General features: G+C 61.3%; 13 protein-coding genes. 6 read left to right on the top strand and 7 right to left on the bottom strand.

The window, feature by feature from the left end:
• The 3 genes from rloB to pabB are packed head-to-tail and all read left to right on the top strand — an operon-like array spanning position 1 to position 3,911.
• On the top strand, positions 1 to 1,527 hold the full coding sequence (gene rloB / locus ACVRRC_RS16040) for an osmotic stress tolerance membrane protein RloB (RefSeq protein ID WP_011913171.1): 1,527 nt from the start codon (positions 1 to 3) through the stop codon (positions 1,525 to 1,527).
• A 3-nt stretch (positions 1,528 to 1,530) separates the two neighbouring features.
• Positions 1,531 to 2,514, top strand: coding sequence for an alpha-L-glutamate ligase-like protein (locus ACVRRC_RS16045; RefSeq protein WP_011913170.1), 984 nt, complete (start codon positions 1,531 to 1,533; stop codon positions 2,512 to 2,514).
• A 50-nt stretch (positions 2,515 to 2,564) separates the two neighbouring features.
• Positions 2,565 to 3,911 (top strand): aminodeoxychorismate synthase component I, encoded by a 1,347-nt coding sequence (pabB, locus tag ACVRRC_RS16050; protein ID WP_079328384.1) that lies wholly within the window; start codon positions 2,565 to 2,567, stop codon positions 3,909 to 3,911.
• 40 nt (positions 3,912 to 3,951) lie between these two features.
• Here the strand turns inward: pabB and thrH are convergent, their stop codons facing one another.
• Entirely contained in the window at positions 3,952 to 4,569 is a 618-nt protein-coding gene (gene thrH / locus ACVRRC_RS16055; protein ID WP_011913168.1) for a bifunctional phosphoserine phosphatase/homoserine phosphotransferase ThrH, read from the bottom strand.
• 191 nt (positions 4,570 to 4,760) lie between these two features.
• Between thrH and ACVRRC_RS16060 the strand changes: the two genes are divergently transcribed.
• Positions 4,761 to 5,495, top strand: a complete 735-nt coding sequence (locus ACVRRC_RS16060; RefSeq protein ID WP_011913167.1) for a phosphoadenylyl-sulfate reductase — start codon at positions 4,761 to 4,763, stop codon at positions 5,493 to 5,495.
• Positions 5,496 to 5,552: 57 nt separating this feature from the next.
• On the opposite strand, the gene cysB is transcribed toward ACVRRC_RS16060, so the two are convergent.
• Positions 5,553 to 6,527, bottom strand: a complete 975-nt coding sequence (gene cysB / locus ACVRRC_RS16065; protein WP_011913166.1) for an HTH-type transcriptional regulator CysB — start codon at positions 6,525 to 6,527, stop codon at positions 5,553 to 5,555.
• Between the two features lie 176 nt (positions 6,528 to 6,703).
• Positions 6,704 to 7,660 (bottom strand): putative 2-dehydropantoate 2-reductase, encoded by a 957-nt coding sequence (locus tag ACVRRC_RS16070; protein ID WP_472997224.1) that lies wholly within the window; start codon positions 7,658 to 7,660, stop codon positions 6,704 to 6,706.
• A gap of 263 nt (positions 7,661 to 7,923) precedes the next feature.
• Between ACVRRC_RS16070 and ACVRRC_RS16075 the strand changes: the two genes are divergently transcribed.
• The gene (locus ACVRRC_RS16075; protein WP_013982729.1) at positions 7,924 to 9,000 is read left to right on the top strand and encodes a 3-deoxy-7-phosphoheptulonate synthase; all 1,077 of its coding nucleotides are present in this window, start codon (positions 7,924 to 7,926) and stop codon (positions 8,998 to 9,000) included.
• A 31-nt stretch (positions 9,001 to 9,031) separates the two neighbouring features.
• On the opposite strand, the gene ACVRRC_RS16080 is transcribed toward ACVRRC_RS16075, so the two are convergent.
• Positions 9,032 to 9,325, bottom strand: a complete 294-nt coding sequence (locus ACVRRC_RS16080) for a GNAT family N-acetyltransferase (protein WP_048329227.1) — start codon at positions 9,323 to 9,325, stop codon at positions 9,032 to 9,034.
• A 391-nt stretch (positions 9,326 to 9,716) separates the two neighbouring features.
• On the opposite strand from ACVRRC_RS16080, the gene ACVRRC_RS16085 reads away from it, so the two are divergent.
• Positions 9,717 to 9,971, top strand: coding sequence for an Lpp/OprI family alanine-zipper lipoprotein (locus ACVRRC_RS16085; RefSeq protein WP_003294452.1), 255 nt, complete (start codon positions 9,717 to 9,719; stop codon positions 9,969 to 9,971).
• A gap of 61 nt (positions 9,972 to 10,032) precedes the next feature.
• Here the strand turns inward: ACVRRC_RS16085 and ACVRRC_RS16090 are convergent, their stop codons facing one another.
• From ACVRRC_RS16090 to ACVRRC_RS16100, 3 genes are all read right to left on the bottom strand, one after another.
• Positions 10,033 to 10,998 (bottom strand): L,D-transpeptidase family protein, encoded by a 966-nt coding sequence (locus tag ACVRRC_RS16090; protein ID WP_014596643.1) that lies wholly within the window; start codon positions 10,996 to 10,998, stop codon positions 10,033 to 10,035.
• A 68-nt stretch (positions 10,999 to 11,066) separates the two neighbouring features.
• Entirely contained in the window at positions 11,067 to 11,348 is a 282-nt protein-coding gene (locus tag ACVRRC_RS16095) for a hypothetical protein (protein WP_013982725.1), read from the bottom strand.
• A gap of 43 nt (positions 11,349 to 11,391) precedes the next feature.
• Entirely contained in the window at positions 11,392 to 11,997 is a 606-nt protein-coding gene (locus tag ACVRRC_RS16100) for an arylesterase (RefSeq protein WP_011913161.1), read from the bottom strand.

Here is an 11,997-nt window from a genome sequence, read left to right on the forward strand (position 1 = left end):
ATGCGCGCTCTCACTCTGCATCTGAAAGTCCTGATCTTCCTGCTCGTCGCACTGGGAATTTCGATTACTGCCTACCAGATCTTCATCCTCGGCATTCCGGTTACCGAAGACGAAACCGATGACCTGTGGAATATCGACGCCAAGGTCGAGTTCCAGGCCAATCCGCGCGAGCCAGTGAAGCTGCAGATGTACGTGCCGCCGCTGAATCAGGAGTTCGTCAGCCTCAACGAGAGCTTCATCTCCAACAACTACGGTGTCAGCGTCAACCGCGTCGACGGCAACCGCCGCGTCACCTGGTCCGCGCGTCGCGCCAGCGGCAACCAGACGCTCTATTACCGCCTGGTGCTGACCAAGCGCTACAGCGGCGAGCAGAGCAAGCCCACCGGCCCGATCTTCCGCGACAGCATCCCGGTCGAAGGCCCGGAGAAGATTGCCGCCGAGGCCCTGCTCTCTCCCATTCGCCAGCATTCGGCCGACGTCGAGACCTTCATCAGCGAAGCGATCAAGCGCGTCAACAATCCCAACGATGACAACGTCAAGTTGCTGCTCGGGGGCGATACCTCGATCCCGAACAAGGCACGTGTCATCGAGCTGCTGCTGTCCATCGCCCACGTGCCGATGGAGCGTGTGCATACCATCCGCCTGAATGCCGATCAGCCGCAAACGCCCGAACTCTGGCTGCGCAGCTTCAATGGCGACAAGTGGCTGTTCTTCAACCCCGGCACTGGCGAACAGGGCCTGCCGGGTGACCGTCTGGTCTGGTGGACCGGTGACGAGCCGCTGATCAACCTGGAAGGTGGCCGCAACCCGCAGGTGACCTTTACCCTGAACAACAGCGAGATGAACGCCATCCGCCTCGCCAAGCTGACAGACGAAAACACCGAGGCCGGATTCCTGGAGTATTCGCTGTACGGCCTGCCCCTGCAGACTCAGCAGACCTACCAGATCATGATCATGATCCCGATCGGCGTGCTGGTGATCCTGATCCTGCGTAACCTCGGCGGCCTGCAGACCCTCGGCACCTTCACCCCGGTGCTGATCGCCCTGGCATTCCGCGAAACCCAGATCGGTTTCGGCATCATCCTGTTCACCCTGATTACCGCGCTCGGCCTGTCGCTGCGCTCGTACCTGGAACATCTGAAACTGCAGATGCTGCCGCGCCTGTCGGTCGTGCTGACCTTCGTTGTGGTGCTGATTGCAGTGATCAGCCTGCTCAGCCACAAGCTCGGCCTCGAGCGCGGGTTGTCGGTATCGCTGTTCCCGATGGTGATCCTGACCATGACCATCGAACGCCTGTCCATCACCTGGGAAGAGCGTGGCGGCGGCCATGCCTTCAAGGTCGCGGTCGGCACGCTGATCGCCGCAAGCCTGGCCTTCATGCTGATGAACATCCGGGAGCTGACCTACTTCATCTTCACCTTCCCGGCCGTGCTGCTGATCATGGTGGGCTTCATGCTGGCGATGGGTCGCTACCGCGGCTACCGCCTGACCGAGCTGTTCCGCTTCAAAGCCTTTCTGAAGGATTGAGCCATGTTCGGTCTGATCAAGACGTGGAAGGCCCTGGAAGCCAAGGGCATCATGGGCATCAACCGCCGCAACGCGGACTACGTGCTCAAGTACAACAAGCGCAGCCTGTACCCGATCGTCGATGACAAGATCATCACCAAGCAGCGCGCGATCGAGGCCGGCATTCACGTGCCGGAGATGTACGGGATCATCGAGACCGAGAAGGACATCGACAAGCTCAAGGACATCGTCAAGGATCACACCGACTTCGTCGTCAAGCCGGCCCAGGGTGCTGGCGGCGACGGCATTCTGGTGATCGCGGATCGTTTCGAGGGCCGCTACAAGACCGTGTCCGGAAAGATCATGACCCATGAGGAGATCGAGCATCAGATCTCCAACATCCTCACTGGTCTGTATTCTCTCGGCGGTCACCGCGACCGTGCGCTGATCGAGTACCGCGTCACGCCTGATCCGATCTTCAAGAGCATCAGTTACGAAGGCGTGCCGGACATCCGCATCATCGTGCTGATGGGTTATCCGATCATGGCCATGCTGCGCCTGCCCACCCGCCAGTCCGGCGGCAAGGCCAACCTGCACCAGGGTGCCATCGGCGTCGGCGTGGACCTGGCGACCGGTATCACCCTGCGCGGCACCTGGCTGAACAACAAGATCACCAAGCACCCCGACACCACCAATGCTGTGGACGGCGTACAGCTGCCGAACTGGGACGGCTTCATGAAGCTGGCCGCCGGCTGTTACGAGCTCTGCGGGCTCGGCTATATCGGTGTCGACATGGTGCTCGATCAGGACAAGGGACCGCTGATCCTGGAGTTGAATGCACGCCCGGGCCTGAACATCCAGATCGCCAACGACTGCGGGCTGACCCACCGCGCCCATGCCGTGGAGAACCGTCTGGAAGAGCTCAAGGCAAAGGGTATCCAGGAAACCGTCGAGGAACGCGTGAAGTTCTCCCAGGAGCTCTTCGGCCACGTTCCGCCGCACGACTGACCCATTGGCAGGCCCGTGCATCTCGCGGGCCGGCCCTTATCGATCCGATCATGCCCCTCTGCACGCTGCACCCCCTGCCCTATAAGGCCGATCCTGCTCACTGGTTCGAACGCATTCGTCATGCGCCCGGCGCCGTTCTGCTGGATTCCGGCCGGCCGGTAGCCGAGCGCGGCCGCTTCGACATCCTCAGCGCCTGGCCATCGGCGATCTTCGAGCCTGCCCAGAGAGAATCAGGGCGTGATTTTTTCCAGCGTTTGCGCCAGGCATTGCGCGACCTGGGGCCGGCCACGCTGCCCGACGGTTGCGACCTGCCCTTCGCGGGCGGCCTGATCGGCCTGCTGAATTATGACTTCGGCACGCGGCTGGAACGACTTCCACAGCGCGCACGCGATGACAGTGGTTTACCGCTGGCGCGCCTGGGGCTGTATGGCTGGGCGTTGATCACGGATCACCAGCGTCAGACCAGCCAGCTGCTGTTTCATCCGGCCACCGCCCGGCCCGAACTTGAACGCCTGGTCCGTCTGTTCGAAACGGCCTCCCCTGCCGCAGCCGAGCCATTCAGGCTGCGTGGGCGGTTCACTCCGGATATCTCGCGGGATGATTATCGCCGCGGCATCGAGCGCATCCAGACCTATATCCAGGCGGGCGACTGCTACCAGGTGAACTTCACCCAGCGTTTTCGCGCCGCCTGCTCGGGTGATGCATGGAGTGCCTATAGTGCCCTGCGCAAGGCTTGCCCGACACCATTCGCCGGGTTCGTCGGGCTTGGCGATGGCGCCATCGTCAGCCTTTCGCCGGAACGCTTCCTGCGGCTGCAGGGCGGCCGGGTGGAGACGCGGCCGATCAAGGGTACGCGGCCCCGCGGGCATGACGAGCAGAGCGATGCCGCACAGGCGCAGGCACTACTGGCCAGCGAGAAGGATCGTGCCGAGAACCTGATGATTGTCGATTTGCTGCGCAACGATCTCGGCCGCAGCTGTCGCATCGGCAGCGTGCGCGTCCCGCAGCTGTTCGCGCTGGAAAGCTACCCCAATGTCCATCACCTGGTGAGCTGTGTCACCGGCGAGCTCGCCGACCGGCTGGACGCATTCGATCTGCTGGCCGGCAGCTTTCCTGGCGGGTCCATTACCGGAGCGCCGAAGATCCGCGCCATGCAGATCATCGACGAGCTGGAACCTACCCGCCGCTCGATTTACTGCGGGTCGCTGCTGTATGTCGATGTCAGGGGGGAAATGGACAGCTCCATCGCCATCCGTACCCTGCTCGTCCGTGGCGGACAAGCCAGCTGCTGGGGCGGTGGCGGCATCGTCGCCGACTCGGACTGGCAGGCGGAATACCAGGAGTCGATCGACAAGGTGAAGGTGCTGCTGGAAACGCTGGAGCAGCTACCAGGCTGAGGCGACCGGCCAACGGAACGGCCGCCTCGATCCGGACAGATCAGAGCGTCAGCTTGCGGTTCGACGCCTTGAGGAACTCCTGCTTGAGCGCATCGAAGGTATGCACTGCCGGGAATTGCGGGAACTCGGCGATGACATTGTCCGGCGCATGGAACAGGATGCCGGCATGGGCTTCGCTGAGCATGGTGGTGTCGTTGTAAGAGTCACCCGCAGCGATGACACGGTAGTACAGGCTCTTCAGCGCGATGACCGACTGGCGCTTGGGGTCCTTCTGGCGCAGCTGATAGTCCACCACGCGGTCGGTCTCGTCGGTGATCAGGCGATGGCAGAGCAGCGTCGGGAAGCCCAACTGGCGCATCAGCGGCTGGGAGAACTCGTAGAAGGTGTCGGACAGGATCACCACCTGGAAACGCTCACGCAGCCAGTCGATGAACTCCGGCGCGCCTTCCAGCGGCTTCAGCGTTGCGATGACCTTCTGGATATCGGCGAGCTTCAGGCCGTGCTCGTCGAGGATGCGCAGGCGCTGCTTCATCAGCACGTCATAGTCGGGAATGTCCCGTGTGGTCGCCCGGAGCGATTCGATTCCGGTGGCCTCGGCAAAGGCGATCCAGATTTCCGGAACCAGCACACCTTCCAGGTCGAGACAGGCTATTTCCACGGGCCACTCCTCAATGCAGAAAATTGAAGGCGGCACTCTAACGGCAGCTCGCAGCCGAAGCAACGCAGCGCTTATACCCGAAAAGGCTGATACGCGTATCTAAACGTTATTTAGCGGCATAAACCCCTTTTGCTACCATCCGCCGCCTCAGAGCGCCGAAGCGCCGTGGACATTTATAAGGAAGCCGCCTGATGAGCACCTCCATCGACGTCGCCGCGTTGGCTACAGCCTACGCCGAGAAATCGCCGCAAGACGTTCTTAAGCTCGCCTTCGATCTGTTCGGCGATGACCTGTGGATCTCCTTCAGTGGCGCCGAAGACGTGGTACTGCTGGATATGGCCTGGAAGCTGAACAAGAGCGTCAAGGTGTTCACCCTCGATACCGGGCGCCTGCACAGCGAGACCTATCGTTTCATCGAGCAGGTCCGTGATCACTACGGCATCGCCATCGAGATCATGACCCCGGACCCAGCGTTGCTGCAGCCGCTGGTCAACGAAAAGGGCCTGTTCAGTTTCTACCGCGACGGTCATGGCGAATGCTGCGGTATCCGCAAGATCGAGCCGCTGCGCCGCAAACTGTCGACAGTGCGCGCCTGGGCCACCGGCCAGCGGCGTGACCAAAGCCCTGGCACCCGTAGCCAGGTTGCAGTACTGGAACTGGATACCGCGTTCTCGACACCGGACCACCCGCTGTACAAGTTCAACCCGCTGGCACAGATGACCAGCGAGGAAGTCTGGGGCTACATCCGCATGCTGGAAATTCCCTACAACAGCCTGCACGAGCGCGGGTTCATCAGTATCGGCTGTGAGCCCTGCACTCGGCCGGTGCTACCGAACCAGCACGAGCGTGAAGGTCGCTGGTGGTGGGAGGAAGCCACCCACAAGGAATGCGGGCTGCACGCCGGCAATCTGATCGCCAAGAGCTGACCGCACACTCATGCGGTAGACAGGTTGGCGCCAGCGCCGAACCGGTGTCTCGAATGATCAGTAGGTCGGCAGCTGCATGCCGTCGAACAGCTCATCCAGTTCCGCCTTGTTGCGGCACTGGATGGCCTTTTCCAGCATGTCCCGGTTCAGATGCGGGGCGAACTGCTGGATGAAGTCGCACATGAAGCCGCGCAGGAAAGTGCCGCGGCGGAAGCCGATCTTGGTCACGCTGGACTCGAACAGCTCACTGGCATCCAGCACCACCAGATCCGAATCCAGGTTCGGGTCCACCGCCATGCGCGCCACGATACCAACGCCCAACCCGAGCCGGACATAGGTCTTGATCACGTCAGCGTCGGCTGCGGTGAAAACCACCTTCGGCGAAAGCCCACGATGGCCGAAGGCTTCGTCGAGCTTGGAGCGCCCGGTGAAACCGAACACGTAGGTCACGATCGGGTGCTCGGCCAGCGCCTCGAGGGTGAGCTTGTCCAGTTTCGCCAGCGGATGGCCGCGAGGCACGATCACGCAGCGGTTCCACCGATAGCAAGGCATCATTACCAGGTCGCCGAACAGTTCCAGCCCCTCGGTTGCGATGGCGAAATCGACCGTCCCGTCGGCGGCCATTTCGGCGATCTGCATCGGCGTACCCTGGTGCATGTGCAGCGACACGTCCGGGTACTGCTTGATGAAGCTGCTGATCACCTGAGGCAACGCATAACGTGCCTGGGTGTGAGTGGTCGCGATGCTCAGGGTGCCCTTCTTTTCGTTGGAGAACTCCTGGGCGATCTGCTTGATGCTCTCGCACTTGCGCAGAATCTCGCCAGCCGTGGTGATGATGCGCTCTCCAGCCGGTGTCACCCGCGTCAGATGCTTGCCACTGCGGGCGAACACCTCGACGCCGAGCTCATCCTCCAACAGGCGAATCTGCTTGCTGATGCCGGGTTGCGAGGTGAACAGACTCTGGGCAGTTGCCGAAACGTTGAGGTCATGGTGCGCCACTTCCCAGATGTAACGCAGTTGTTGAAGCTTCATAGAAATCCCTCAAGGCAAAGGCACCACTGCGCCTGCCGCAACACTTATAACCTTATGAACGGTGCGCCAACGGATGATAGATGTTCCGCCTGGCTTTTGCTGTGCGACCTTTGGTCTGACTCGCCGCGACTGCCGTTGAGCTTAGCAGTGCGGCGAAAACCGGGCCGGCGTTTGTGTCAGGCGCCGTTACGCTGCTCCAGGAAGCGCAACAGGCGATAGATCATTTCGGTACGGGGCATCGATACGCCCTGCTGCGCAGCTGCGGCAAGCGGTGCGGCATAGATCGCCTCCAGCTCCATCGGCCGGTTGTGATACCTGTCGTGATACATGCTGGGCAGGTAGTCGGGCATGCGTGCCGTTCCCATCAGCAACTTCTTCGGGAAATCCTCTGGCAGCGCACAACCCAGCGCCTGCGCCGCGGCGCAGACCTCCTGCATGATGGCCTTGATCTGCGCCCGCGTGTCGTCGCTGGCGAGCAGCGACTCGGTACCAGCGTCGAGCAGAGCCGAGAGGCCGTTGAACGGCACGTTCCACACCAGCTTCATCCAGCGCGCCTGTGCCAGGCTGGGCATCGGTGAAGAATCCACCCCGGCCCGACGGAACATCTCGACCATCTCGCCCAGTAATACCTGTTGTGCCTGCGGGTCATGCCCGGCGGGCCCGGAATGGTAGCCAAGGTTGACCCCGCCAAGGGCCTGATGCTCGACCACGCCGGGCGCGGAACGATGTGCACAGATCGCACACAGGCCGCCCAGCAGGTGCACGCTGGCCGGCAGAAATGGCCTGAGCACATCCTCCACACCCAGCCCGTTCTGCAGTACCACCACCTTGCAATCGGGTGCTGCGACCTGAGCGATGAGCGGCGCCAGCTCCCGGTTGCTGGTGCTTTTAGCCCCCACCAGTAGCCAGTCGCAGGGAGGCATCTGGGCGGCAGCGCGGTAAATCTGCGGCTGCTCCAGCAGTAATGGCCCATGCACCGCGCTATTGACCTGCAGGCCACGGGCGAGGACGGCATCGTATTCGCTGCGCAACAGGAAATGCACATCGAAGCCGGCGCGCGCCAGCATCAAGCCATAGAAGCCTCCGATGGCACCCGTGCCGATGATGCCTATACGTGGATTGGCTGCAGACATAAGCGCTCCAGGTCATGTGGCCGGCGGGATACCCGCGCCAACCGATTGAAAAAGCAGAACGATAGCAGCCCGACGATGCGCATCACAGCGTCCCGCTTGGCGTTGCGAAGATCGACAGGCGGATCGACTCAATACGCCATCAATCTCGTTGTCGATTAAGCCCTTTAGCGCTAAGGTTCCGTTTCCCCGCTGCGCCCTCAAGTCCAGTTCCGCCGCACCGGGATCGCTGGCGGACGGCTCCCGTGATTCCTGACGAGTGACAAATGGCTGATTTACCAATCGACGACCTCAACGTTGCGTCCAACGTGACCCTGATCACGCCGGAGCAACTGAAGCGTGAAATCCCGCTGACCGCCTCGGCATTGCAGACCGTCTCCCATGGTCGTCAGGTCGTACGCGACATTCTCGACGGCAAGGATCACCGCCTGTTCCTGGTGATCGGCCCCTGCTCCATCCATGACCTGAAAGCCGCCCACGAGTACGCCGAGCGCCTCAAGGTCCTGGCGGAAAAGGTGTCCGACAGCCTGTTCCTCGTCATGCGCGTGTATTTCGAGAAGCCCCGTACCACTGTCGGCTGGAAAGGCCTGATCAACGATCCCTACATGGACGACTCGTTCAAGATCCAGGACGGTCTGCACATCGGCCGCAAGCTGCTGCTCGATCTGGCGGAGATGGGCCTGCCCACCGCCACCGAGGCACTCGACCCCATCTCTCCGCAGTATCTGCAGGATCTGATCAGCTGGTCGGCGATCGGCGCGCGCACCACCGAATCGCAGACGCACCGCGAGATGGCGTCCGGGCTGTCCTCGGCTGTCGGCTTCAAGAACGGCACCGACGGCAGCCTGACCGTGGCCATCAACGCGCTGCAGTCGGTTTCCAGCCCGCACCGTTTCCTTGGCATCAACCAGTCTGGCGGCGTGTCCATCGTCACCACCAAGGGCAACAACTACGGCCATGTGGTGCTGCGCGGTGGTAACGGCAAGCCCAACTACGACTCGGTCAGCGTCGCGCTCTGCGAGCAGGAGCTGCACAAGGCGGGCATTCGCCCGAACATCATGATCGACTGCAGCCATGCAAACTCCAACAAGGACCCTGCCCTGCAGCCGCTGGTGATGGACAATGTCGCCAACCAGATCCTCGAAGGCAACAATTCCATTGTCGGCCTCATGGTCGAAAGCCACCTTGGCTGGGGCAATCAGGCCATTCCGAAGAACCTGTGCGATCTCAAGTACGGAGTGTCCATTACCGACGCCTGTATCGACTGGGACACCACCGAGAAAGCCGTGCTGAGCATGCATGACAAGCTCAAGGACGTGCTGCCCAAACGACAGCGCGGCTAGGAAGAAAAAACGCCGGTCTCCCGGCGTTTTTTTATGGCTCTGGCGTGGCCTGGCCAGAGCCCGTTCGATTGCGTTCGATGTAGCGTTCCACATATGAGCATGAAGGGATGACCTGATAGCCCTCGCGCTCGGCGTAATCGAGCGCATGCTGCGCCAGAGCCGCTGCGATGCCTCGCCCACGCAATGCGTCCGGAACGAAGGTGCGATACATATCCAGTGTCTGCTTGCCAAGATCCATGTAGGCAAGGTAGGCGCAGTGACCTTCGATCATCGCCTCGAAGCGATGGCCAGCCTGGTCGTGATGGACGCGCACCGTGTCGCTCATCGTGACTCCTTCAGCAGGATTGTCCTGTCTTCTTGTTTTCGGGTGGCTGCACCAGGGACGTGTCGTCGGCAGCCGCATACATTCACAGACGTCTTTTCTACCTCTTTCGAAGTCGTTCGACCAGCCTTGCGTTGATCATTATTTGCACGCCCTGCACCGGAACTTTCGATGCGTGATGCAATCAGGCAACTATGATGGGTCTTTGGGGAACCAGCGCTGGATGTTTTTTATCCAACTTGCCGGAATGAGAGACAAAGCAAAGGCAGTTTGAAAAAAAACCTGTAGCGCCTGCGCCCACTCAGTTTACTTAAGCTAAGTTATAGGTAGTATGTGCGCGCAAACTTTCCATAACGGAAGTTGCTTTATGGATTTCCACCTTAAGGGGAACAAGATGAACAACGTTCTGAAATTCTCTGCTCTGGCTCTGGCCGCAGTTCTGGCTACCGGTTGCAGCAACAGCATGACCAAAGAAAGCGAAGCTCGCCTGACCGCGACCGAAGACGCCGCTGCTCGCGCCCAGGCTCGCGCTGACGAAGCGTACAGCAAGGCCGACGAAGCTCTGGCCGCCGCTCAGAAGGCTCAGCAGACTGCTGACGAAGCCAACGAGCGTGCTCTGCGTATGCTGGAACGCGCCAGCCGCAAGTAAGCTTGTAAAAGCAAAAAAGCCGACCTTCAAGGTCGGCTTTTTTATGCCCGCGGAAAAGCAGTCAGAACAACTGCTCTTCATGGACGGCGACTTCGGTCCGCTGCTCGGCGATCTGGATCGGCAAGCCGTCTTCGCCAGCAATGATCTCGCGCACCATTTCCCAGTCCAGGTGCAACTTGCCCGCGGCCTCGTCACGCTTGAGCAGGGTATTGATGACGACGGCGTGCTTGTCCATCAGTGTCAGCGTCTTTTGATCACCGTCTTCCAGCGGCGCATGGGCTTCTAGATAGACCTTGCCCTCGCTGACGCCGAACTTGTAGGGCTCGTCGACGATACGCACCGGCGTTCCGACTTTCACCATCTTCGCCAGTTCGAGCACGTTGTGGTTGAGCATACGGAAGCAACCGTGGCTCACCCGCATGCCTATACCGAACTTCTTGTTCGAGCCATGAATCAGGTAGCCCGGAAGCGAAAGGCTCATCTTGTATGGGCCGAGAGGATTGTCCGGGCCTGGCGGAACCACCGTCGGCAACGGATCGCCATCGGCGGCGTGCTCTTCGCGAATCGACTTCGGCGGATACCAGGCCGGGTTGCTGGTCATGGCCGTGATCCGGGCTGTTCCAACCGGAGAACCCCAGCCCTCTCGGCCGATACCCAGCGGGAAGGTATGCACCACGTTCTTGCCTTCCGGGTAGTAGTACATCCGGTACTCGGCAATGTTGATCACGATGCCCTCGCGCGGGCCCGGCGGGAGGATGAAACGGGTCGGCAGAATGATGTCGGTGCCCTCGCCCGGCAGCCACGGGTCGACACCCGGGTTGGCCGCGACCAACTCCAGATAGCCAAGATCGTGGGCTTCACCGATGGCAGCGAAGGTATCTTCGTACTTCGCCTTGATGACCTGAATCTGGCCGACGATGTCTTCGCCTTCCGGCGGCAGCGGCAGTTCGAGCGCCGCGCTGGGGCCCGCCGAAAGCAAAGCAGCGAATGACAAACAGGAGGCGACCGCAAACGCGCGCGAGACCATTGAAGAGTCCTTGAGAATCCAGAGTAGAAGGATAGATGCGATTGTACTTGAACCGACCGAAACGTGAGCTACCAGGCCGCAGTGGCAGACGGAAGGCCCTTGCGGCGCGCCTCGAGCAGCTGACGGCAGCTGGGACACAACTGACGGTCCTTCAGCGTGGCCCGCTCGAGTTCCCGCCAACGGGGCTGAGCCGGCAGCAAGCCGCCGCACAACGTGCGGTCGGCATTTCCGCTCAGTTCCAGTTGCCGCAGCGCCAGGTGCAGTCGATTCTCGCGGCAGGCGAACATGTCGTACTGTTCGTCCGGCACGATGAGTCGATAAGCGTAAAGGGTCCTGGCTGAGCGCGACATCTGAGGCTCCAATCGAGGGCGCGACAGTAGCTGCGGCCACGCCTCAAAGCAAGGGCTCGAGTGCCGGCCAGACCGTCTCGAGCAACTGGCTCTGCGCCTCGGCCGTCGGATGGATGCCGTCGGCCTGCATCATCCCGGCAACGCCCCCTACACCCTCCAGCAGGAACGGCACGTAGGCGACGCTCTTTTCCTGCGCAAGCGAGTCGAACGCATCGGCGAATGCACGGGTATAGCGCTGCCCCAGATTCGGCGGCATCCGCATGCCCAGCAGCAACACTTCAGCACCGGCTTCGCGGCTGCGATCGATCATGTCGGCAAGATTCTGTTTCAATTGCACAGGTGATTGCCCACGCAATCCGTCATTGCCGCCCAGCTCCAGAATGACCACTTCAGGGGTATGTTCCTCAAGCAGCGGATCGAGCCTGGCAAGCCCGCCAGCCGTGGTATCGCCACTGATGGAGGCGTTCACCACACGCCAGGATTCATCGCCCTCGACGAGGCGTTCCTGCAGCAGATGCACCCAGCCCTGGCTGGTTTCCAGCCCGAAAGCGGCGCTGATACTATCGCCGACCACCAGTACGGTTCCGGCCAGGGCTCCCTGAGTCCAGCACAGCAGCGCCAGGGCCCCGCATTTCAGCCACCTTCGCAT

Source organism: Stutzerimonas sp. LR2 (genome assembly GCF_055755175.1).